This is a genomic window from Streptomyces showdoensis (assembly GCF_039535475.1).
GTDB lineage: Bacteria > Actinomycetota > Actinomycetes > Streptomycetales > Streptomycetaceae > Streptomyces > Streptomyces showdoensis.
In genome coordinates, this window is the sequence record NZ_BAAAXG010000026.1 from 2,938,641 (window position 1) to 2,962,014 (window position 23,374).

Below are 23,374 nucleotides of genomic sequence, written 5' to 3' on the forward strand. Positions count from 1 at the left end.
CGTGTCCCGCCGGGGCGGTGGGGGGCACACCGTTACGGAACAATCGAGTTTCAGGGACACCCCCGGAGCCCCCTAAACTGGGCCCGTGACCGAGAACACTCAGCAGCAGACAGCCGCCCCCACCGAACTGCCGACCGCGTACGCGCCGGCCGAAGTAGAGGGGCAGCTGTACGAGCGCTGGGTAGAGCGGGGCTACTTCGAGGCGGACGAGAAGAGCGACAAGCCGCCGTTCACCATCGTCATCCCGCCGCCGAACGTCACCGGCTCGCTCCACCTGGGCCACGCCTTCGAGCACACCCTCATCGACGCCCTGACCCGCCGCAAGCGCATGCAGGGCTACGAGACGCTGTGGCAGCCGGGCATGGACCACGCCGGCATCGCCACCCAGAACGTCGTCGAGCGCGAGCTCGCCAAGGAGGGCAAGTCCCGCCACGACCTCGGCCGCGAGGCCTTCGTCGAGCGCGTCTGGAAGTGGAAGGCCGAGTCCGGCGGCCAGATCTCGGGGCAGATGAAGCGCCTCGGTGACGGCGTCGCCTGGTCCCGTGAGCGCTTCACCATGGACGAGGGCCTCTCCCAGGCCGTCCAGACCATCTTCAAGAAGCTCTACGACGACGAGCTGATCTACCGCGCCGAGCGCATCATCAACTGGTGCCCGCGCTGTCTCACCGCGATCTCCGACATCGAGGTCGAGTACCAGGACGACGACGGCGAGCTCGTCTCCATCCGGTACGGCGAGGGCGACTCCGAGATCGTCGTCGCCACCACCCGCGCCGAGACGATGCTGGGCGACACGGCCGTCGCCGTCCACCCGGACGACGAGCGCTACCGGCACATGATCGGCACCGAGATCGAGCTCCCGCTCACCGGCCGCCGCATCCCGATCGTCGCCGACACCCACGTCGACCCCGCGTTCGGCACCGGTGCCGTCAAGGTGACCCCGGCGCACGACCCGAACGACTTCGAGATCGGCCAGCGCCACGACCTGCCGTCGATCGCCGTCATGGACGAGCACGCGGTCATCACGGTGCACGGCCCGTTCCTCGGCCTGGACCGCCTGGAGGCCCGCTCCGCCATCGTCGCCGCGCTGCGCGCCGAGGGCCGGATCGTCGCCGAGAAGCGCCCGTACACCCACTCCGTCGGCCACTGCTCGCGCTGCAAGACCACCATCGAGCCGCGCCTGTCGATGCAGTGGTGGGTCAAGGTCGGGCCGCTCGCGAAGGCCGCCGGTGACGCGGTCCGCGACGGCAAGGTCAAGATCCACCCGCAGGAGATGGAGAAGCGGTACTTCGACTGGGTCGACAACCTGCACGACTGGTGCATCTCGCGCCAGCTGTGGTGGGGCCACCGCATCCCGGTCTGGTACGGCCCCAACGGCGAAGTCGTCTGCGTCGGCCCGGACGAGGAGCCGCCGAGCGGCGAGGGCTGGACCCAGGACAGCGACGTCCTGGACACCTGGTTCTCCTCCGGCCTGTGGCCGTTCTCCACGCTCGGCTGGCCCGAGCAGACCGAGAGCCTCAAGAAGTTCTATCCGAACTCCGTCCTGGTCACCGGCTACGACATCCTCTTCTTCTGGGTCGCCCGGATGATGATGTTCGGTCTGTACGCGATGGACGGCACCCCGCCGTTCCACACCATCGCCCTGCACGGCATGGTCCGTGACCAGAACGGCAAGAAGATGTCGAAGTCCTTCGGCAACGTGGTCAACCCGCTGGACTGGATGGACACGTACGGCTCCGACGCCGTCCGCTTCACCCTGGCCCGCGGCGCCAACCCCGGTGTCGACGTCCCGATCGGCGAGGACTGGGTCCAGGCGTCCAGCAAGTTCGCCAACAAGATCTGGAACGCCACGCGCTTCGCGCTGATGAACGGCGCGACGATCGAGGGCGAGCTGCCCGACCCGTCCGAGATGACCGCCACGGACCGCTGGATCCTGTCGCGGCTCAACGAGACGGTCGCGGACGTCGACGCCTTCTACGACGACTACCAGTTCTCGAAGCTGTCGGACGCGCTCTACCACTTCGCGTGGGACGAGGTCTTCGACTGGTACGTCGAGCTGTCGAAGACGACCTTCTTCGCCGGCGGCGAGGGCGCGCGGGTCTCCGGCCGGGTCCTCGGCGAGGTCCTCGACGTCATGCTGCGGCTGCTGCACCCGGTGGTCCCCTTCGTCACCGAGACCCTGTGGACCACGCTCACCGGCGGCGAGTCCCTCGTCATCGCCGACTGGCCGAAGGACAGCGGCTTCCGCGACGCCGCCGCCGAGCAGGAGATCGCGCTGGTCCAGCGGGTCATCACGGAGGTCCGCCGGTTCCGCAAGGAGCAGGGCCTCCAGGACGCCCAGAAGGTGCCCGCCCGCCTCACCCTGGACGGCACCCCGCTCGCCGCGCACGAGGCCGCCATCCGGCAGATCCTGCGCCTCCAGCCGGAGGGCGAGGGCTTCGCGGCCACCGCCACCCTGCCGGTCGCCGGGGCCGAGGTCGCGCTGGACCTGTCCGGCACGATCGACGTCGCCGCGGAGCGCAAGCGTCTCGCCAAGGACCTCGCCGCCGCCGAGAAGGAGAAGGCGCAGGCCCAGGGCAAGCTGGGCAACGAGGCCTTCCTGGCCAAGGCGCCGGACAACGTGGTCGACAAGATCCGCGGCCGGCTCGCCAAGGCGGACGAGGACATCGCCCGCATCCAGGCGCAGCTGGAGAAGCTGCCCCAGGCCTAGGGACCCATGCGGAAGGGCCCGGAACCACGACTGGTTCCGGGCCCTTCCGCGTACCCCGCCCCTCCCGGCACGTCGTCCCCGCTCAGGACTCCGTGGCGATGGGGCCGACCCCGGCGGTCTCGGCGTTGCGGCGGGTCTTGGCCCAGCCGGTGCGGCCGCGCAGCAGACGGACGAAGCCGCGGGCCGAGACGATGAAGAGGTGGTACGCGTACAGCCACAGCGCGAAGCCCCACAGCAGGCCCTTGAGGCGGGAGCGGTCGGGGGCGAACTCCCGCCGGTAGACCGGGCCCCACAGGAGGAAGGGCGCGATCGAGGCGAGGCCGAGCGCGAGGGCCAGCGGCCAGGCGGCGAGCAGGACCTCGGCCGCGCCGCCGCCCGTGACGAGGGCGACCAGCATGATCGCGGTCAGGACGAGGGTCGCGAGGTGGGCGATCGGCTGGAAGAAGGTGTAGAGCGACTCCATCACCCCGGACGCCTTGTAGTGGCGGGAGCCGATGATGCGGCCGGAGTAGCGGACGCACTGGATGTTGCCCTGGGCCCAGCGGGTGCGCTGGGTGAGGAAGCGGCGGGTGTAGGGCAGCGCCTCCTGGGAGACCCAGGTGTCGGCGACGTGGGTGACGCGGTAGCCGGCCAGCCGCATGTGCAGGCCGAGTTCGTAGTCCTCCAGGAGGGCGTCCTGCTGCCAGGGGCGGCGCTCGGCGGCGGCGATGCGGTCGAGCGCGGTGAGCCGGGTGAACTGGCCGTTGCCGCCCAGGCCGACCGAGCCCGTGCGGCGGCGCAGCAGCTGCATCCCGGTGTTGGAGACGGCGAACTCGGCGTCCTGCATGCGGATCAGCAGCCGGGCGTACGCGTTGGCGGCCCGGCCGCGGTCGGGCAGCGGCCGCTCGTCGTCGACGTTGCGCATGCGGACGCCGATCTGGACCCCGCCCATGTCGGGGTCGGCGAACGCGTCGGGGCCGCTGACGTGTGCGAGGGCGTTCGGGGAGACCTGGCCGTCGGCGTCGACGACGCAGACGACCACGCGGGCGCGGTCGGCGTGCCCGCCGAGGTGCGCGTTCAGGGCGTCGTAGGCGGAGTTGAGGGCCGCGCCCTTGCCGATGCGGGCGTCGGGGCGGCGCCGGGACACCAGGTGGACCTTCGGGTCCCGCTCGGCGAGCGCGGTGACGATCGGCGCGGTGAGGTCGTCGCTGGCGTCGTCGATGACCCACACGTGGGAGCCGGTGAAGTCGGCCCGCAGCCGGGCGACCGTGGTCGCGATGACGGCCTCCTCGTCACGGCAGGGGACGAAGAAGTGCCAGTCGAACGCGGTGGGGTCGCCGGTCTCGGCGGGCTCGCGGCGCGCGTAGGCGTGCCGGGCACCGGCCCAGTAGACCAGGAAGCCGCCGAGCAGCAGGAACGGGAAGGCGTAGAGCAGGAGGTGGAGGCTCAAGGGGGTCTCCGGGGGTGTGGCGGGAGGGGAGCGGGCGGAGGCGGCCGCCCGCCGGGGTGTGGCGGGGCGGGGCCTGCGGGGCGGCCCGGGGCGTCGGTCAGGCGGCCAGCGCGGGGGAGCGGTGGGCGGTCCGCTCCTCGGCCAGTTCCGCGATGAGGCCCGCGATGCGGCGGGAGGCGGTGCCGTCGCCGTACGGGCTGGGGAGGTTCGCGAGGCGGTGCAGGCCCGGGGCGCCCTCGGAGAGGCGGCGGCGGGCGGCGGTCCCGATCTGCGGGCCGGGGTCGACCAGCTCGGCGAAGTCGGCGAGCGACTCGGGGCGCTCGGTGGAGTTGCGGACGACGACCAGCGGCCGGCCGAGGACGGTGGTCTCCTCCTGCACGCCTCCGGAGTCCGAGACGATCAGGGCCGCGTGCCGGGCCAGCGCCAGGAAGGTGCCGTAGCCGGCCGGGGGCAGCACGGTCACGCCGTCGAGCAGCGGCAGCAGCCCGGCGGCCTCGATGCGGGCCCGGGTGCGCGGGTGCAGCGGCAGCACGACCGGCAGCTCGCGGGCGAGACCGGCGAGCTCGTGGAGGACGGCGGTGAGCGCGAGCTCGTCGTCGGTGTTCTCGGGGCGGTGCACGGTCGCCAGCACGTAGCGGTCGGCGTCGAGGCCGTGCGCGGCGAGCAGCCGGGCGCGCTCCGCCGCCGCCGGCAGGTGGTCGCGCACGGCCTCGACGACCGGGTTGCCGGTGACGGCGATCCGCTCGTCCGGTACGCCCTCGGCGAGCAGCAGCTCGCGGTTGTCGGGGGTGGCCGCGCACAGCACGTCGGCGAGGCGGTCGATGAGGACCCGGTTGTGCTCCTCGGGCATGGCCCGGTCGTGGCTGCGCAGCCCCGCCTCGACGTGCACCAGGGGCAGGTCGCGGGCGTTGGCGGCGAGGGCGCCGGCCAGGGCCGCGTTGGTGTCGCCCTGGACGACGACGGCGAGCGGCGGCTCGGCGGCGAAGAGCGCGTCCAGACCCTGCAGCGCGGCGGCGATCTGGACGGCCCTCGGCTGCCCGCCGACGCCGGTCAGGTACGCGGGCTCGGGCAGGCCGAGCTCGGCGAGGAAACCGCCGGAGAGCTCCTCGTCGTAGTGCTGCCCGGTGTGGACGACACGGGCGGCGGGGCCGAGGACGCGGATCAGCTCGGCCAGCTTGACCAGCTCGGGGCGGGTACCGAGCACGACGACGACACTGCGGGCAGGAAGGGTCTTCATGCTTCCAGGCTGCGGGCCGACGGTCGCGCGCTGAGGTGGCGCACGGTTGCCCGACGGTTGCGATGGGCCCGCGGCGGGGAGCTCGGGACGTACGGCCGGGACTTCCGTCCCTGGCGGGTGGTGTTCCTCGTCACCCGGAGCTCTCGTAACGGTAGCCCATGCCCCGGACCGCCTCGATGGGGTCGCGGACCTGTGGGCCGGCCGAGGCACGCAGCTTACGCCGCAGCCGGAGCACCGCGAACTTCACGCGGTCGCGGCCGATCGCCGTGGTGTCGTCCCAGACCTGGTCGAGGAGCTGCTCGGTGGTGACGACCCGGCCCCGGTTGCGGACCAGGAGCTGGAGCAGCCGGTACTCGATGTCGCTGAGCCGGATCTCGCCGCCGTGCCAGAGCGCGGAGCGGCGCTCGGGGACCAGCCGCAGGTCCTCCTCGACGGGTTCGCCGGCCCAGCGGCCGGGGCCCGAGCGGCGCAGCAGGGCCTCGACGCGGGCCAGCAGTTCGGCCTGGGCGAAGGGTTTGACCAGGTAGTCGTCGGCGCCGGAGCGCAGCCCGCGCACCCGGTCGTCGACGGCGCCGAGCCCGGACAGGACGAGGACCGGCACGTCGGACATGTCCCGGGTCCGGTCGAGCACCTGCCAGCCGTCGAGCCCGGGCAGCAGCAGGTCGAGCACCATCAGCGAGGGGTGCTCGGCGAAGAGCAGCCGCAGGGCCTCGCGGCCGTCGGCGGCGAGCGAGACCTCGTAGCCGCGGCGGCCGAGGAGGACGCGCAGGGCGAGCGAGAGGTCGGGGTCGTCCTCGACGACGAGCAGCCGGGTCATCCGGCGGCCCCGTGCCCCGGCGCGCCTCCGTCCCCGGCGGTACCGCGTCGCGCCGCGGGACCGTCCCCGGCGGCCCCGCGCCCCGGCCCGCCCCCGTCCCCCGAGGCCCCGCGCCCCGGCGCGCCTCCGTCCCCCACCGGCAGCCGCACCGTGAAGACCGCGCCCGGGCGGTTCTCGCGGTCGCGGACCGTGAGGGTGCCGCCGTGCAGGCGGACCGCGTCCAGGGCGCTCGCCAGGCCGAGGCCGGTGCCGGGGAAGCCGCCGCGGCGCGCGTTGGGGGCCCGGACGAACGGGGTGAAGATCTCCTCCTGGTACTCCAGCGGGACGCCGATGCCGGTGTCCCTGACCTGGATGGTCCAGTGCTCGCCGTCCGTCCGGCCGACGATCTCGACCCGCCCGTCCTCGGGGGTGTACCGCAGCGCGTTGGCCACCAGCTCCTCCAGGGCCCCGGTCAGCAGGTGCGCGTCGGCGACCAGCGGCGGGCCGTCGGCCGGGCAGTCGGCGGCGAGGTACGGGCCGGCGCCGCCGGAGCGCTGGAGGGCCTCCAGGGTGACCCGCTCGATCAGCTCGTGGACCGCGAGCGACGAGGGGTGCGGCGGGGCCGGGGGCGTGCCGGCGGCCGCGTTCGGCAGGTTCTCGGCGACGAGCTGCATCCGGCGCGCGTTGCGGTGGATGGCGTCGACGAACGCGGCCTGTTCGGGGTCGAGGGGGCCGCCCGCGGGCTCCAGGAGCAGTTCGGCGAAGCTCAGCACGGTCGCCAGCGGGGTGCGCAGCTCGTGCAGGACGCGGCCGGCGAACGCGGCCCGCTCGTCGGCGAGCGCCGCGAGCTTCCGGACCTGCTCGTACATGTCCTCCTCGGCCTCGTGCTGCCGGGTGACGTCCTCGATCAGCCACAGGTGCCCGAAGAACCCGTCGCCGTGGCCGACCGGGGTACGGCGACGGCGCAGCGTCCGTCCGTCGCCGAGGTGGTAGTCGGCGATCCGGGTGACGGGCGCGCGGGTCCGGGCCTCCTCCAGGAAGCGGCGCCGCTCCTCCGGGCGGTCGAGCATCCCGGCGACGTGGTCGAGCAGCAGGTCCCGGGGGGTGCCGGGGGAGAGGTCGAGCCCCTCGGGCAGCCGGAGCAGTCCGGCGAGGCGGCGGTTCACCCGGACGATCCGCAGTTCGCGGTCGACGAGCATGGCCGCCTGGGGGAGGGCGTCGAGCACGGCGCCGGCCAGCGACAGCTGCTCCTGGGATGCTTCGTACACATTTCAGAGTCAAACAGCAATCTGGGCGAAGTGCCCGATCTCACAGCAGACGGGACTTCAGGTCCACGGCGACGGGACGAAGGACCCTGGATGATGGAAGGCATGCTCCGCCTCCCCGCCCTCCCCGCGCTGCGCCGCTGTGCGGACCGGTGGGCCGTGTCGCCGCGGGCCATGGACGTCGTCGCCGCGGTCAGCGCCTTCGGCCTGATGGTCCTGGACGTGCCGGGACTCGCCCGTGCCGACAACTCGCTCACCGGCGTCACCGCGACCCTCGTCCTCGCGGCCGGCGCGGCCACCCTCGTGCTGCGCCGCAGGGCGCCGTGGGTGCCGTTCGTGGTCGCGCTGTTCCTGATGGGCTGGCTGCACGAGCTGACGATGGTCCAGTTCGCGCTGTACTCGCTCGGCCGCTTCCGGGGCCGGCGGGCGGCCGTGCTGGCGACCCTGCTGTACGTGGCCGCCTCCTACGTCCTGTTCAACCTGCCCGGCTGGCCCGCCAAGCACGGCGAGACCCTCAGCGAGTTCCTGGGCCTGGTCGTCCCGATCGGCGCCCTGGCCGCGGGGGTCGGCATCGCCGCGTACCGCCAGGACCTCGTCCTCGCCCTCCAGGTCCAGCGCAGCGAGTCCGCGGCCCGGCAGGCCGTCCAGGAGGAGCGGATCTCGGTCGGCCGGGACGTCCACGACCTGGTGGGCCGGGAGCTGACCGTGCTCGCCGTGCGGGCCGAGGTGCTGGCCGTGCGGGCCCGGGGGGACGCGCACCAGAAGGACTTCGAGGAGCTCGCCGACACCGCCCGGCGCGCCCACCACATGCTCAACGAGACCATCGTGCGGCGCGCCGACGGGGCCGCCGCCACGCCCGGCCTCGAAGGGCTCGCCGCGCTGGCCGAGGAGAGCGAGCGGATGGGCAGCCCGGTGGACCTGACGGTCGCCCAGGAGGCGAAGGCGCTCTCGCCGCTGCGGCAGACGGCGGTGCACCGGGTGGTGCAGGAGTGCCTGACGAACGCGGCCAAGCACGCCCCCGGCCTGCCGGTGACCGTCTCGATCACGGTCGAGGGCCGGGACCTGCGCGTCGAGGTCCGCAACCCGCTGCCCAAGTCGCCGCCGGACCGCGCGCCCGTCTCGACCGGCACCGGACTCTTCTCCATGGAGGAGCGGGTCACCAGCATGGGCGGCTCGCTGCGGGCCGGCCGCGAGCACGGCGCGTACGTGGTGACGGCACTGCTCCCGACGGGCTTCGGCCACCGCTGACCCCGGGTCGGGGCCAGTCGGCGACCCCGGCAGGGCGCGGCCGCCGGGAGCCCCCTCGCCCCGGGGTACCTGCGTGGGCCGTGTCTTCCGGATCAGGCCCGATCCGAAGGACACGGCCTAGCGGACCACCTCCGCCTTCCCCAGCACCCGCTGGAGCGCGTCGAAGTCCTCCACGCAGCGGCCCGAGCCCAGGGCCACGCAGTCCAGCGGGTCGTCGGCGACGAAGACCGGGATGCCGGTCGCCGAGGCCAGGCGCAGGTCCAGGCCGGGGAGCAGGGCGCCGCCGCCGGTGAGGACGATGCCGTGTTCCATGACGTCGCCGGACAGCTCGGGCGGGCACTCCTCCAGGGTGACCCGGACCGCCGCGATGATCGCCTCCACCGGCTCGTCGAGCGCGGCCCGCACCTCCGGCACGGTCAGCTCGACCGTGCGCGGCAGCCCGCTGACCTTCTCGCGGCCCCGCACGGTGAAGGTGGAGCGCTCGAACTCCTCGCCGCCCGGCACCGGCCAGGCCGAGCCGATGGCGATCTTGATGTCCTCGGAGGTCCGCTCGCCGACCAGCAGCGAGTGCTCCTTGCGCACGAAGTCCGCGATGGCGGTGTCCAGCCGGTCGCCGCCCACCCGCAGGGACTGGGCCGTGACGATCCCGCCGAGCGAGATGACGGCCACCTCGGTCGTGCCGCCGCCGATGTCGACGACCATCGAGCCGCGCGGGTCCGAGACCGGCAGCCCCGCGCCGATCGCCGCCGCCATCGGCTCCTCGATGAGGTGGACCGCCCGCGCGCCCGCCGAGCGCGAGGCGTGCACGATGGCCCGCCGCTCGACCGGGGTCACGCCGCTCGGCACGCACACCACCATCCGGGTGCGCGGGCGCCGGCGCCCGGGGACGGCCTTGCGCACGAAGTGCCGGATCATCTCCTCGGCCGCCTCGTAGTCGCTGATCACGCCGTCCCGCAGCGGGCGGATCGCGGTGATCGAACCGGGCGTGCGGCCGATGGTCTCCTTCGCCTCCGCACCGACCGCGAGCGCCGTCCGCGAGCCGGCCTGGACCGCCACCACGGACGGTTCGTTGAGGACGATGCCCTGGCCCCGGGCGTAGAGGAGGGTGTTGGCCGTGCCGAGGTCGATGCCTATGTCCATGATCGCCAAGTTTGCCCGGCCGGCCGGGCGGGCGGCGGGCCGAAAGTCCCGAATGGGGTGGGTCCAATGTCCTGTCGGCCCCCCTCCGTAGACTGGGGGCGTGAGTGAGCCGAGCGACCGCAGCGACCAGTTCGACGACAGCGAGCAGTTCCACGACATCGTCGATGCCGAGACCGACCGGGACCCGGACCTGGCGGTGATCGAGGCCGGCAGCCGCACCCTGCGCGCGATGTCCGGCCCGCCGCAGGGCGACCCCGTCCCCTCCCGCCCGCTCGACCCCGAGGTCGACAAGGCGCTGCGGGACGTGGAGACCGAGCTGTCGACCCGTTGGGGCGAGACCAAGCTGGAGCCCTCGGTCACCCGGATCGCGGCCCTGATGGACGTGCTCGGCGAGCCGCAGCGCGCCTACCCCTCCATCCACATCACCGGCACCAACGGCAAGACCTCGACCGCCCGCATGATCGAGGCCCTGCTCGGCGCCTTCGACCTGCGCACCGGGCGGTACACCTCGCCGCACGTGCAGACCATCACCGAGCGGATCAGCCTGGACGGCGCCCCGATCGAGGCCGAGCGCTTCGTCGAGACGTACCGCGACATCAAGCCGTACGTGGAGCTGGTGGACGCCCGCGAGGAGTACCGCCTCTCCTTCTTCGAGGTCCTCACCGGCATGGCGTACGCGGCCTTCGCCGACGCCCCGGTCGACGTGGCCGTCGTCGAGGTCGGCATGGGCGGCACCTGGGACGCCACCAACGTGATCGACGGCTCCGTCGCCGTCGTCACCCCCATCGACCTGGACCACACCGACCGGCTCGGCGACACCACGGGTGCCATCGCCGGCGAGAAGTCCGGGATCATCAAGCCGGACGCCACGGTCATCCTGGCCCAGCAGCCGGTGGACGCGGCCCAGGTGCTCCTGAAGAAGGCCGTCGAGGTCGACGCGACCGTGGCCCGCGAGGGCATGGAGTTCGGCATCGTCTCCCGCGAGGTGGCGGTCGGCGGCCAGCTGCTGACCCTGCGCGGCCTGGGCGGCGAGTACGACAACGTGTTCCTGCCGCTGTACGGCGCGCACCAGGCGCACAACGCGGCCGTGGCGCTCGCCGCCGTCGAGGCCTTCTTCGGCATCGGCTCCCAGCACGCCCGCACCCTGGACCTCGACACGGTCCGCCGGGCCTTCGCCCAGGTGGCCTCGCCGGGCCGCCTGGAGGTCGTGCGCTCCTCGCCGACGGTCATCCTGGACGCCGCGCACAACCCGCACGGCGCCCGGGCCACCGCCGACGGCATCACCGAGTCCTTCGGCTTCTCCCGGCTGATCGGCGTGGTCTCCACCAGCGGGGACAAGGACGCTCGCGGTCTCCTGGAGGCCTTCGAGCCGATCTTCGCGGAGGTCGTGGTCACGGCGAACTCCAACCCCCGGGCCACCGACGTCGACGCGCTCGCCGCGATCGCGGTGGAGGTCTTCGGCGAGGACCGCGTGGTCGTCGAGCCGCGGCTGGACGACGCCCTGGAGGCGGCGATCACGCTCGCCGAGGAGCACGAGGAGTTCTCCGGCGCGGGTGTCCTCGTGACCGGATCGATCTTCACGGTCGGCGACGCCCGGCTGCTGCTGAAGAGGGGCTGACCGATGCGCGTGCTCTGCTCCTCGACCCTGATCGGCGAGTTCTTCGTGATCGGTTTCGCCGGTCTGGTGGCCATGAAGGACGACTCCCTGGAGATGTCCACGGTCTGGACGGTCTGCGGGATCGCCATGGTCCTGTCGGTGCTGCTGTGCGGGATGATCACCCGTCCGGGCGGCGTGCAGCTCGGCTGGGTCCTCCAGCTGGGCCTGGTCGCCAGCGGTTTCTTCGTGCCGGTGATGTTCTTCCTCGGCGCGGTCTTCGCCGTGCTGTGGTGGGCGTCGGTGCACTACGGCCGGAAGATCGACGAGATCAAGGCGGGCTGGGCCGCCCGCGAAGGCTCCGCAGGGCCTGACGCTGCGTGATCGCGGCCGGTGCGGGCCCTGTAGCCTTCAAGGCCCGCACCGTTTTTCCGAAGGAGTTCCCCCGTGAGCCAGCGCACGCTCGTCCTGCTCAAGCCCGACGCCGTCCGCCGTGGCCTGGTCGGTGAGATCATCGGTCGCATCGAGCGCAAGGCCGGCTGGACCCTCGCGGCCCTGGAGCTCCGCACGCTGGACCAGGAGACGCTGGAGCAGCACTACGGCGAGCACAAGGGCAAGCCCTTCTACGAGCCGCTGATGGGCTTCATGGCCTCCGGCCCGGTCGTCGCGCTCGTCGTCGAGGGCGAGCGGGTCATCGAGGGGCTGCGCACGCTGGCCGGCCCGACCGACCCGATCGCCGCCGCCCCCGGCTCCATCCGCGGCGACTTCGGCACCATCGTGCGCGAGAACCTCATCCACGCCTCGGACTCCGAGGAGTCCGCCGACCGCGAGCTGAAGATCTTCTTCCCGGGTCTCGTCTGACCCCCCTCGCTCTCCCGTTGATCCCGCGTCAGCCGATCAGCGCCACGCCCTGGGGCGACCGAAGGAATTTCGGTCGCCCCCAGGCATATGAACACCAATCCCGGGAACGGATCGCCGCGTCCTACCGTCACCTATACAGAGGTGGGCAGAGGCGGTCCGCCGCGCGGTATCCGGGCGGGCGGCACTACGATGGAAAACTCCACGCCGTACCATCCTCAGCCACCACCTCGCCGACCTGAGAAGCCGTCAACGCTCCGCTAGGGAAGGCCCGACGCATCCTCATGGGAAACAAGGGGAACTCAATGTCGTTCATCGGCCGTGACATGGCTGTCGACCTCGGGACCGCCAACACGCTGGTGTACGTCAGGGGTCGCGGCATCGTTCTGAACGAGCCGTCCGTCGTCGCGATCAACACCAACACCGGCGGCATCCTCGCGGTGGGTGCCGAGGCGAAGAAGATGATCGGCCGGACGCCCGGCAACATCGTCGCCGTCCGCCCGCTCAAGGACGGCGTGATCGCCGACTTCGAGATCACGGAGCGGATGCTCCGCTACTTCATCCTCAAGATCCACAAGCGCCGCTACCTGGCCCGCCCCCGGGTCGTCGTCTGCGTCCCCTCCGGCATCACCGGAGTCGAGCGCCGCGCCGTCATCGAGGCCTCCACCCAGGCCGGCGCCCGCCAGGTGCACATCATCGAGGAGCCCATGGCCGCCGCCATCGGCTCGGGCCTCCCGGTCCACGAGGCCACCGGCAACATGGTGGTCGACATCGGCGGCGGCACCACCGAGGTCGCCGTCATCTCCCTCGGCGGAATCGTCACGGCACAGTCCATCCGGGTCGCCGGCGACGAGCTCGACAACGCGATCATCCAGCACATCAAGAAGGAGTACTCGCTCCTCCTCGGTGAGCGCACCGCCGAGCAGATCAAGATCACCATCGGCTCCGCCTACGACCTCGACCAGGACGAGCACACCGAGATCCGCGGCCGTGACCTCGTCTCGGGCCTCCCCAAGACCGTCGTCATCTCCGCCGCCGAGGTCCGCAAGGCCATCGAGGAGCCGGTCAACGCGATCGTCGACGCGGTGAAGACCACGCTCGACAAGTGCCCGCCGGAGCTCTCCGGTGACGTCATGGACCGCGGCATCGTTCTCACCGGTGGCGGCGCCCTGCTCCGCGGGCTCGACGAGCGGCTGCGCCGTGAGACCGGGATGCCGATCCACATCGCCGAGGACCCGCTGGACTCGGTGGCGCTCGGCTCCGGCAAGTGCGTCGAGGAGTTCGAGGCCCTCCAGCAGGTCCTCGACGCCCAGCCGCGCCGCTGAACCGGCCCGACACGACCGGCCCCTGAGGCCGGCACCCACAACTCCATCCGACCCCCGGGCCTCCGGGCCCGGGGGCGCGTCACACCCCCCGTACCAATCGAGGAAGGGCACGGCCGCCGCACGTGAGGGACACACGAGAGAGCCGGCTGCTCCTGGTGCTGCTGATCGCCATCGCGTTCGCACTGATCACGGTGGACATCCGAGGAGGCCAGGAGTCGCCGGTCGACGGTGCCCGACAGGCCGCGGCCGCGGTCTTCGGTCCCGTCGAGAACGGAGTCGCCTCGGCGGTCGACCCGATCGGCAACGCCATAGGAGCGGTCCGCGACTCAGGGGAACGGCACAACCGCATCGCCGCCCTGGAGCAGGAGAACGCCGCCCTCAAGGCCAGGCTGGGCAGCGACGACCGCAACCGCAACCGGCTGCGCGAGCTCGACGCCATGCTGAAGACCGCCGGCGCCGGCCAGTACGGCATCAAGGGCGCCGAGGTCATCGCCATAGGAGCCGCCCAGGGCTTCTCCTGGACCGTCACCATCGACGTCGGCGCCCGCGACGGCATCCGCCGCGACATGACCGTCCTCAACGGCTCCGGACTCGTCGGCCGGGTCACCACCGTCGGCCCCTCCACCTCCACGGTCCTGCTGGCCAACGACCCCGACTTCACCGTCGGCACCCGCATGGAGAAGACCGACGAACTCGGCTTCGCCACCGGCCAGGGCGACCGCCCGCTCCTCGTCCAGCTGCTCAACGGCAAGGCCAAGGTCAACAAGGGCGACCGGCTCGTCACCTTCGGCTCCCAGGCCGACAAGCCCTTCGTGCCCGGCGTGCCCGTCGGCGAGGTGGTCCGCGTCGACCCCGCGGGCGGCGGCCTCACCCGCAACGTCTACGTCCGCCCGTACGTCGGCTTCACCAAGCTCGACATCGTCGGCGTCGTCGTCCAGGCCCCGCGCAGCGACCCGCGCGACATGGTGCTGCCGCAGAAGCCCAAGCCCGCCCCGACCGTCACCGTCACGGTCACCCCGCCGCCGCCGGACGGACAGCAGGCCGGCCGGCAGCAGGGCGAGGCCCAGCAGAAGCCCGACGGGCAGGCGGCCGACCGGCAGACGCCGGACGGCCAGGCGGCCGACCGTCAGAAGCCCGACGGGCAGGCGGCCGACCAGCCGAACCAGCAGGCGGACCAGCAGCCGCAGGACCAGGGGGACGCAACACCGTGAAGCTCAACCGCATCCTCCTCTCCGCCGCCCTGGTCGTCGTCGCCCTGGTCGTCCAGGTCTCCGTCCTGGCCCGGCTCCAGCTCCCCGGCGCCGTCCCGGACCTCGTCCTGCTCACCGTCGTCGCCCTCGCCCTCGTGTACGGGCACGTCACCGGCGCCCTCGTCGGCTTCACCGCCGGGCTGCTCGCCGACCTCGCCCCGCCCGCCGACCACGCCGCCGGGCGCTACGCCCTGGTGCTCTGCGTCGTCGGCTACCTCTGCGGCCTGGCCCGCCCCGACAACGGGCGGCTGAAGTCCGCCACCGGCCCCATGGCCGTGGTGGTCGCCGCCGCCATCGGCTCCACCCTGCTGTACGCCGGTGTCGGCGCCCTCGTCGGCGACACCGCCGCCCGTCATGTGGGCCTCGGCTTCCTGCTGTTCACCGCGGCCCTCTACGACCTGCTCCTCGCGCCCTTCACCGTGCCGCTGATCATGGCGCTGGCCCGGCGCGCCGAGAACGACCCGCTCGCCGACGCCACCGGTGCCAACGGAGCCGACGTCTCCTCCGGCTGGCTCTCCTCCGGCACCGGCCTGCGGATCGGCAACCAGCGCGGCGGCCTGCGCGTCAAGGCCGCCCGGACCCGCGCCTCGCGCGCCGGTCGCATCAAGGGAGTCAAGCGACTGTGACCCAGGGGGCAGCGGCAGCATGAGCAACATCCCCGAGACCGGGCGGACCCCCCGGGTCCAGATCCGGCTCGTCGTCATCCAGGTCCTCGTCTTCTCCCTGCTCTTCACCCTCGGCGGACGCCTCTGGTACCTCCAGATCCGCAACGGCAAGGAGTACACCGACGAGGCCAAGAACAACCACGTCCAGCAGGTCGTCCAGCCCGCCGTGCGCGGCTCCATCCTGGACGCCCGCGGCGTCCCGCTCGCCGACAACGAGACCCGGCTGGTGGTCTCCGCCTCGCGCACCGAGCTGATGAAGATGAAGGACGACGGCAAGGCCGTCCTCACCCGGCTGGCCGGCGTCCTCGGGATGAAGCCCGACGAGGTCGTCCACAAGATCCGGCTCTGCGACTCCAAGACCCCCAAGCCCTGCTGGAACGGCTCGCCCTACCAGCCGATCCCCGTCACCGACGAGGCCACCACCCAGCAGGCCCTGCAGATCCGGGAGCGCGCCGAGGACTTCCCCGGCATCACCGCCGAGCCCGCCGCCGTCCGCCGCTACCCGGCCCCCGGCAAGTCCCGCACCTCCCAGGTCCTCGGCTACCTCTCGCCCGTCACCGACGGCGAGATCGAGAAGGCCAAGGACAGCGACTCCCCGTACCTGCGCTCCGACCAGGTCGGCCGCTCCGGCCTGGAGCGCACCTACGACAAGGAGCTGCGCGGCAAGGCCGGCGTCACCCGCTACGAGGTCGACAACCTCGGCCGGGTCATCGGCCAGGCCAGGAGCGACGCCGCCGTGCCCGGCGCCAACGTGGTCACCTCCATCGACGCCCGCGTCCAGGCGGTCGCCGAGTGGGAGCTGCACAACGCGATGGTCGAGGCCCGCAAGGTCTACGACAAGAACACCAGCGAGAACTACAAGGCCGACGCCGGCGCCGTCGTCGTCATGGAGGCCAAGACCGGCCGGATCGTCGCCATGGCCTCCCAGCCCGACTACGACCCCAACGCCTGGGTCGGCGGCATCTCCGCGAAGGACTACGCGGCCCTCACCGGCAAGGACTCCAACTTCCCGCTGCTGAACCGGGCCATCCAGGGCCAGGCCGCCCCCGGCTCCATCTTCAAGGTGGTCTCCAGCACGGCCGCCGTCAACGCCGGGTACGACTTCAACGGGCGCTACCCGTGCCCCTCCTCGTACTCCATCGGCAACCAGGTCTTCAAGAACTTCGAGTCCCAGGGCCACGGCTCCATCACCATCGGGCAGGCCCTGGAGGTCTCCTGCGACACCGTCTACTACGCCCTGGCGCACCAGCAGTGGCAGAAGGACGGCGGGATGAAGCCGAAGAAGAACCCGGGGGACTGGTTCTACAAGACCGCCCACCAGTTCGGCCTCGGCGCCGAGACCGGCATCGACCTCCCCAACGAGGTCACCGGCCGCGTCCCCGACCGCCAGTGGAAGCAGAGCTTCTGGGAGGCCAACAAGGACTGGTGGTGCAAGTACGGCAAGAAGGGCGGCAGCTACGTCCAGCAGCTCTCCTACGAGAACTGCCTCGAAGGCAACCTGATGCGCGCCGGTGACTCCGTCAACTACTCCATCGGGCAGGGCGACACCCTCGTCACCCCCATCCAGATGGCCACCATCTACGCCGCCATCTCCAACGGCGGCACGCTGTGGAACCCCACCGTCGGCAAGGCCGTCATCAGCGCCGACGGCAAGAAGACCACCGAGATCGCGCCCAAGTCGCACGGGCGGCTGCCGTTCGACGCGGACACCCGCGAGTTGATAGACGAAGCCCTCGCGGGAGTCGCCACCCGCGGCACCGCCGCCTGGCGCTTCGGCGGCTGGCCGCAGGACAAGATCCCGATGCACGCCAAGACGGGCACCGCGGAGGTCTACGGCAAGCAGACGACCTCCTGGTTCGCCACCTACACCAAGGACTACGCGATCGTCATGACGATCGCCCAGGGCGGTACGGGCTCCGGCGCCTCCGGCCCCGCCGTGCGCAACATCTACGACGCGCTCTACGGGCTCGACGACGCCGGCAAGCAGGACCTGAAGCGGGCCCTGCTGCCGCAGCCGCAGAAGGCCCTGCCGAAGATCGAGGCGGACGGCTCCATCGACGCCCCGAAGATCGAGCCGTACGACCCCGAGGCCGGGAAGGTCGACCCCGACGGGGTCAAGCAGGTCGCCGACCAGCCGGGCGGCAACCAGCCCGCCGATCCCGCCGACCCCGCCGTACCGGGGAAGAAGCCCGACGACCCGCTCGCCGGGCCGCCCGCCACCCGAGGGAGGCTCTGAACCGATGACCGCACCCCACGGCTTCTCCGTCTCCCGCTACGCGCCCGAACGCGGCACGCTGGCCCGGCTGACCGCCCGCGACTCCGTGCTGCGCCGGCTCGACTGGCCGATCCTGCTCTCCGCGCTCGGCCTCTCCTTCATGGGCGCCCTGCTCGTCTGGTCCGCCACCCGCGGCCGCACCGAGCTCAACAACGGCGACCCGTACTACTTCCTGTTCCGGCACGTCCTGAACACCGGCATCGGGCTCGCCCTGATGATCGGCACGATCTGGCTCGGCCACCGCACCCTGCGCGGGGCCGTGCCGGTCCTCTACGGACTGTCGATCCTGCTGATCCTCGCCGTCCTCACCCCGCTCGGCGCGACCATCAACGGCGCGCACGCGTGGATCGTCGTCGGCGGCGGCTTCTCGCTCCAGCCCAGCGAGTTCGTGAAGATCACGATCATCCTGGTGATGGCGATGCTGCTGGCCGCGAAGGTCGACGCGGGCGACCAGCTCCACCCCGACCACGGCACCGTGGCCAAGGCGCTCGCGCTCGCCGCGCTGCCCATGGGCATCGTCATGCTGATGCCTGACCTCGGCTCCGTCATGGTCATGGCCGTCATCGTGCTCGGCGTGCTGCTCGCCTCCGGCGCCTCCAACCGCTGGGTCCTCGGCCTCATCGGCGCGGGCGTCCTCGGCGCGGTGCTGGTCACCACGCTCGGCATGCTCGACGAGTACCAGATCAACCGCTTCGCCGCCTTCGCCAACCCCGACCTCGACCCGGCCGGCGTCGGCTACAACACCAACCAGGCCCGGATCGCCATCGGCTCCGGCGGACTGCTCGGCTCGGGCCTCTTCAAGGGCTCCCAGACCACCGGCCAGTTCGTGCCCGAACAGCAGACCGACTTCGTCTTCACCGTCGCCGGCGAGGAACTCGGCTTCGTCGGCGCCGGACTGATCCTCGTGCTGCTCGGCGTGATCCTGTGGCGGGCCTGCCGGATCGCCCGCGAGACCACCGAGCTGTACGGCACGATCGTCGCCGCCGGCATCATCGCCTGGTTCGCCTTCCAGTCCTTCGAGAACATCGGCATGACCCTCGGCATCATGCCGGTGGCCGGACTGCCGCTGCCGTTCGTCTCGTACGGCGGCTCGTCGATGTTCGCGGTGTGGGTGGCGATCGGGCTGCTGCAGTCGATCCGGGTGCAGCCGAAGATAACGGCCTGAGCCGTACTGCCGCCGGACCCGGACAGGGCCTAGATTCGAGGTATGGCGGAGACGAAGCGCGAGATCGAGCGCAAGTACGAGGCCGGGGACGGGACGGTGCTCCCGGACCTCACCCGGGCCGCCGGGGTCGCGGCGGTGACGGACGAGGGCGTCACCGAACTCGACGCCGTCTACTACGACACCGCCGACCTGCGGCTCGCCGCCGCCTCGCTCACCCTGCGCCGCCGCACCGGCGGCGCGGACGCCGGCTGGCACCTGAAGTTCCCGGTCGCCACCGGGATCCGCGACGAGATCAGAGCCCCGCTCTCGGAGACCCTCCCCGGCTCCCTGGCGGGGCTCGTCCGTTCCCGGGTCCGCGACGAACCCGTCCGCCCCGTCGTCCGCCTGCGCTCCCGCCGCGACGTGCACCTGCTGACCGGGAAGGACGGCGCCCCCCCTCGCCGAGCTCTCCGTCGACACCGTCCACGCCCAGCGCCTCACGGGCCCCGGCGAGGCGGCCTGGACCGAGATCGAGGTCGAACTCGCCGACGACGCCGACCCGGCGGTCCTCGACGCCGTCGGCCGGCGCCTGGAGAAGGCCGGGATCCGGCCCTCGGCCGCCCCCTCGAAACTGGCCCGGGCGCTGGCCGAGACCGGCGCCCTGGCCGGGGCGGCGAGCACCGAGGACGCGACCGGCGCCCCCGGCAGCGCCGGCCACGCCGTCCTCGCCCACCTGCGCGCCCAGCGCGACAAGCTCGTCGCGCTCGACCCCGCCGTGCGGCGCGGGCTGCCCGACGCCGTGCACCGGATGCGGGTCGCCTCCCGGCGCCTGCGCAGCGCGCTCACGACCTACCGCAAGGTGCTCGACCGGACCGTCACCGACCCGGTCGGCGAGGAACTGAAGTGGCTCGCGGGCGAGCTCGGCGCCGCCCGCGACGAGGAGGTGCTGGGCGAACGGCTCGCCGCCCGGATCGACGAGCTGCCCGACACCCTGGTGCTGGGCCCCGTCCGCGCCCGGCTGCGGCTGCGCGCCGTGGCGCGCGCGGAGGAGGCCCGGCGCACGGTGCTCGCCGCGCTGGACTCGCCGCGCCACCTCGCGCTCCTGGACGCCCTCGACGCGCTCCTCGCGGACCCGCCGCTGCGCCCCGCCGCCGCCCGCGACGCCCGGGAGGTGCTCGCCCGCGCCGCCCGGAAGGACCTCGACCGGCTCACCGGGCGGGTCGCGCACGCCCTGGCCCTCGACCCCGGCCCCGCGCGCGACCTCGCGCTGCACGAGGCCCGCAAGGCCGCCAAGCGCGCCCGGTACGCGGGCGAGGCCGCCCGTCCCGTTCTGGGGAAGCCGGCGAAGCGCTTCGCCAAGCGCATGAAGGCGGTCCAGTCCCTGCTCGGCGAGCACCAGGACACCGTGGTCACCCGCACCGCCCTGCGCGAGATCGCCGCCCGGGCCCACGCGGCCGGCGAGACCACCTTCACCTGGGGACTCCTGTACGGACGGGAGGAGGCCGCGGCCGCCGCGCAGGAGCGTGAGCTGCCCGGACTCTGGGAGTGGGCCGCGGCCCCGGAGATCCGGGCGTCCCTGACCCGCTGAGCACCGGGGTACGCTTGAGAGTCGCCCCCCTGCCAGCTCACGAAGGTTCGAGATGTCTGCTGCCGAGTCTGTCTTCCCGCAGCTCGAAGCTCTGCTCCCGCACGTGCAGAAGCCGATTCAGTACGTCGGTGGAGAGCTGAACTCCACGGTCAAGCCGTGGGAGTCCGCCGACGTCCGCTGGGCTCTGATGTACCCGGACGCGTACGAGGTCGGTCTGCCCAACCAGGGCGTCATGATCCTCTACGAGGTGCTGAACGAGCGCGAGGGCGTCCTCGCCGAGCGCACCTACAGCGTGTGGCCGGACCTCGAAGAGCTGATGCGCGAGCACAAGGTGCCGCAGTTCACCGTGGACAGCCACCGCCCGGTCGGCGCGTTCGACGTGTTCGGCCTGAGCTTCTCCACGGAGCTCGGCTACACCAACATGCTCACCGCCCTCGACCTGGCGGGCATCCCGCTGGAGTCGAAGGACCGGACGGTCGACCACCCGATCGTGCTCGCCGGCGGCCACGCGGCCTTCAACCCCGAGCCGATCGCGGACTTCATCGACGCGGCGATCATCGGCGACGGCGAGCAGGCCGTGCTCGACATGACCGAGATCATCCGCCGGTGGAAGGCCGAGGGCCGTCCCGGCGGACGCGAGGAGGTCCTGTTCCGCCTCGCCAAGACCGGCTCGGTGTACATCCCGGCGTTCTACGACGTCGAGTACCTGCCGGACGGCCGCATCGGCCGTGTCGTCCCCAACAAGTCCGGTGTGCCGTGGCGCGTCTCCAAGCACACCGTCATGGACCTCGACGAGTGGCCCTACCCCAAGCAGCCGCTCGTCCCGCTCGCGGAGACCGTCCACGAGCGCATGTCCGTCGAGATCTTCCGCGGCTGCACCCGCGGCTGCCGCTTCTGCCAGGCCGGCATGATCACGCGCCCCGTGCGGGAGCGAAGCATCACCGGCATCGGCGAGATGGTGGACCGCGGCCTGAAGGCGACCGGCTTCGAGGAGGTCGGCCTGCTCTCGCTGTCCTCCGCGGACCACACGGAGATCGGTGAGATCGCCAAGGGCCTCGCCGACCGCTACACCGAGGACAAGATCGGCCTCTCGCTGCCGTCGACCCGCGTGGACGCGTTCAACGTCGACCTGGCCAACGAGCTCACCCGCAACGGGCGCCGCTCCGGCCTCACCTTCGCCCCCGAGGGCGGCTCCGAGCGCATGCGCAAGGTCATCAACAAGATGGTCTCGGAGGAGGACCTGATCCGGACCGTCTCCACCGCGTACGGCAACGGCTGGCGCCAGGTGAAGCTGTACTTCATGTGCGGCCTGCCCACGGAGACCGACGAGGACGTCCTGCAGATCGCCGACATGGCGATCAACGTGATCGCCGAGGGCCGCAAGGTCTCCGGCCAGAACGACATCCGCTGCACCGTCTCCATCGGCGGCTTCGTGCCCAAGCCGCACACGCCGTTCCAGTGGGCCCCGCAGCTCTCCGCGGAGGAGACCGACGCGCGGCTGCTGAAGCTGCGCGACAAGATCCGCGGCGACAAGAAGTACGGCCGCTCGATCGGCTTCCGCTACCACGACGGCAAGCCCGGCATCGTCGAGGGCCTGCTCTCCCGCGGCGACCGCCGCATCGGCGCGGTCATCCGCGCGGTGTACGAGGACGGCGGCCGCTTCGACGGCTGGCGCGAGCACTTCTCGTACGACCGCTGGATGGCCTGCGCGGACAAGACCCTGCCCGACTTCGGGGTCGACGTCGCCTGGTACACCACCCGTGAGCGCACCTACGAGGAGGTCCTGCCCTGGGACCACCTGGACTCCGGTCTCGACAAGGACTGGCTCTGGGAGGACTGGCAGGACGCCCTCGACGAGACCGAGGTCGAGGACTGCCGCTGGACCCCGTGCTTCGACTGCGGCGTCTGCCCGCAGATGGACACGCACATCCAGATCGGCCCGACCGGCAAGACGCTGCTGCCGCTGACGGTCGTGAACAAGTAGGCGCGTAACGCCTTGATGACGGCCCGGCGCGGGGGAAACCCCACGCCGGGCCGTCGCGTCATTTCCGTCATGAACACGGAGAAGACCAGCTCGCAGCCCGCGTACGAGCCCGGGGGCTGCCTGACCGCGGTGGCGCGGGGGATCGCCCTCGTGGTCGTCGTCCCCGTCCGGCTGGTCTGGGACGCCCTCGGCTACTGCCTGAAGCACCTGTGGCGCTGGGTCCTCGCCCCGCTCGCCCGCGCCCTCGGATGGCTGATCGAACACCTGCTGCTCATCCCGCTGCGGTGGCTGTGGGAGTGGCTCGTCGTCCCGGTCGCCCGGGCCCTGTGGTGGCTGGTCGAGCACCTGCTCCTGATCCCGCTGCGGTGGCTGTGGGAGTGGGTGCTCCGTCCCGTGGCCCGGGCCCTGTGGTGGGTGGCCGACCTGCTGGTCGTCACCCCGATCGGATGGCTCTGGCGGCACGTGTTCGCGCCCGTCGGCCGGGTGGTGGGCGCAGCCCTCGCCTGGGCCTGGGGGATCGCCGGACGGATCTCCCGGGCCGTCGGCAGGGCCCTCGCCCTGGTCCTGTGGCACGCGGTGGGCCGCCCCCTCGCCTGGGCGTACCGGGTGGTCCTCACCCCCGTCGGCCACTGGCTGCGCACCTACGTCGGCCGCCCGGTCGCCGAGGCCGCGCGGGCCGTCCGGGCCGCCACCCGGGAGGTGTGGCGGGCCCTCTTCGGCGGGCCCCGCTGACCGGGCCGGGGAACCACGGGCGGCCCGGGCGCGTACTCTGGGTAGTACAACGAACGTCCCCGGCGCGGCGCCCGCACCCGAGATCTCCCCGTCCCGACGGGGGTGAGCCGGGCGGGCCCCCCAGGGCACACCGCATT

The 23,374-nt window shown here is 72.4% G+C and carries 17 protein-coding genes and 1 pseudogene; 13 read left to right on the plus strand and 5 right to left on the minus strand.

From position 1 onward, the window contains the following. Window positions 1-85 precede the first annotated feature (85 nt). On the plus strand, window positions 86-2,707 hold the full coding sequence (locus ABD981_RS26315) for a valine--tRNA ligase (RefSeq protein WP_046905585.1): 2,622 nt from the start codon (window positions 86-88) through the stop codon (window positions 2,705-2,707). A gap of 82 nt (window positions 2,708-2,789) precedes the next feature. On the opposite strand, the gene ABD981_RS26320 is transcribed toward ABD981_RS26315, so the two are convergent. From ABD981_RS26320 to ABD981_RS26335, 4 genes are all read right to left on the minus strand, one after another. Further along, window positions 2,790-4,136 carry an XrtP-associated glycosyltransferase gene (locus ABD981_RS26320; protein ID WP_046905586.1) on the minus strand — a complete coding sequence of 449 codons (1,347 nt, stop codon included), beginning with the start codon at window positions 4,134-4,136 and terminating at the stop codon, window positions 2,790-2,792. Window positions 4,137-4,233: 97 nt separating this feature from the next. Then, the gene (gene wecB, locus ABD981_RS26325; RefSeq protein ID WP_046905587.1) at window positions 4,234-5,373 is read right to left on the minus strand and encodes a non-hydrolyzing UDP-N-acetylglucosamine 2-epimerase; all 1,140 of its coding nucleotides are present in this window, start codon (window positions 5,371-5,373) and stop codon (window positions 4,234-4,236) included. Between the two features lie 130 nt (window positions 5,374-5,503). Further along, window positions 5,504-6,190, minus strand: coding sequence for a response regulator transcription factor (locus tag ABD981_RS26330; RefSeq protein ID WP_046905588.1), 687 nt, complete (start codon window positions 6,188-6,190; stop codon window positions 5,504-5,506). Further along, window positions 6,187-7,437 (minus strand): sensor histidine kinase, encoded by a 1,251-nt coding sequence (locus ABD981_RS26335; RefSeq protein WP_123954099.1) that lies wholly within the window; start codon window positions 7,435-7,437, stop codon window positions 6,187-6,189. The genes ABD981_RS26330 and ABD981_RS26335 overlap by 4 nt, the downstream gene beginning before the upstream one ends. Before the next feature lie 102 nt (window positions 7,438-7,539). On the opposite strand from ABD981_RS26335, the gene ABD981_RS26340 reads away from it, so the two are divergent. Further along, on the plus strand, window positions 7,540-8,682 hold the full coding sequence (locus ABD981_RS26340; protein WP_046905731.1) for a sensor histidine kinase: 1,143 nt from the start codon (window positions 7,540-7,542) through the stop codon (window positions 8,680-8,682). A gap of 117 nt (window positions 8,683-8,799) precedes the next feature. On the opposite strand, the gene ABD981_RS26345 is transcribed toward ABD981_RS26340, so the two are convergent. Beyond that, on the minus strand, window positions 8,800-9,822 hold the full coding sequence (locus ABD981_RS26345) for a rod shape-determining protein (RefSeq protein ID WP_165590879.1): 1,023 nt from the start codon (window positions 9,820-9,822) through the stop codon (window positions 8,800-8,802). Between the two features lie 100 nt (window positions 9,823-9,922). Between ABD981_RS26345 and folC the strand changes: the two genes are divergently transcribed. The 11 genes and pseudogenes from folC (at window position 9,923) to ABD981_RS26400 (ending at window position 23,237) form a co-directional block, all read left to right on the plus strand. Then, window positions 9,923-11,440, plus strand: coding sequence for a bifunctional tetrahydrofolate synthase/dihydrofolate synthase (gene folC, locus ABD981_RS26350; protein ID WP_046905590.1), 1,518 nt, complete (start codon window positions 9,923-9,925; stop codon window positions 11,438-11,440). 3 nt (window positions 11,441-11,443) lie between these two features. Then, complete coding sequence (locus tag ABD981_RS26355) at window positions 11,444-11,800, plus strand: DUF4233 domain-containing protein (protein WP_046905591.1); 357 nt, start codon at window positions 11,444-11,446, stop codon at window positions 11,798-11,800. Between the two features lie 63 nt (window positions 11,801-11,863). After that, window positions 11,864-12,277, plus strand: a complete 414-nt coding sequence (gene ndk, locus ABD981_RS26360) for a nucleoside-diphosphate kinase (RefSeq protein ID WP_046905592.1) — start codon at window positions 11,864-11,866, stop codon at window positions 12,275-12,277. Window positions 12,278-12,579: 302 nt separating this feature from the next. Then, window positions 12,580-13,599: a rod shape-determining protein gene (locus tag ABD981_RS26365; protein WP_046905593.1), complete on the plus strand. Its 1,020-nt coding sequence runs from the start codon at window positions 12,580-12,582 to the stop codon at window positions 13,597-13,599. A 122-nt stretch (window positions 13,600-13,721) separates the two neighbouring features. Next, window positions 13,722-14,810: a rod shape-determining protein MreC gene (gene mreC, locus ABD981_RS26370; protein WP_046905594.1), complete on the plus strand. Its 1,089-nt coding sequence runs from the start codon at window positions 13,722-13,724 to the stop codon at window positions 14,808-14,810. After that, window positions 14,807-15,475, plus strand: a complete 669-nt coding sequence (mreD, locus tag ABD981_RS26375; protein ID WP_046905595.1) for a rod shape-determining protein MreD — start codon at window positions 14,807-14,809, stop codon at window positions 15,473-15,475. The genes mreC and mreD overlap by 4 nt, the downstream gene beginning before the upstream one ends. A 19-nt stretch (window positions 15,476-15,494) precedes the next feature. Then, window positions 15,495-17,750, plus strand: coding sequence for a penicillin-binding protein 2 (mrdA, locus tag ABD981_RS26380; protein ID WP_046905596.1), 2,256 nt, complete (start codon window positions 15,495-15,497; stop codon window positions 17,748-17,750). A 4-nt stretch (window positions 17,751-17,754) separates the two neighbouring features. Continuing rightward, window positions 17,755-18,954 carry a rod shape-determining protein RodA gene (gene rodA, locus ABD981_RS26385; RefSeq protein ID WP_046905597.1) on the plus strand — a complete coding sequence of 400 codons (1,200 nt, stop codon included), beginning with the start codon at window positions 17,755-17,757 and terminating at the stop codon, window positions 18,952-18,954. A gap of 42 nt (window positions 18,955-18,996) precedes the next feature. Then, window positions 18,997-20,521, plus strand: a pseudogene (locus ABD981_RS26390) (CYTH and CHAD domain-containing protein). A gap of 52 nt (window positions 20,522-20,573) precedes the next feature. After that, a complete protein-coding gene (locus tag ABD981_RS26395) occupies window positions 20,574-22,505 on the plus strand; it encodes a TIGR03960 family B12-binding radical SAM protein (protein ID WP_046905599.1) in 1,932 nt (643 codons plus the stop codon). A 69-nt stretch (window positions 22,506-22,574) separates the two neighbouring features. Further along, window positions 22,575-23,237 (plus strand): hypothetical protein, encoded by a 663-nt coding sequence (locus ABD981_RS26400; protein ID WP_240495070.1) that lies wholly within the window; start codon window positions 22,575-22,577, stop codon window positions 23,235-23,237. Window positions 23,238-23,374 lie beyond the last annotated feature (137 nt).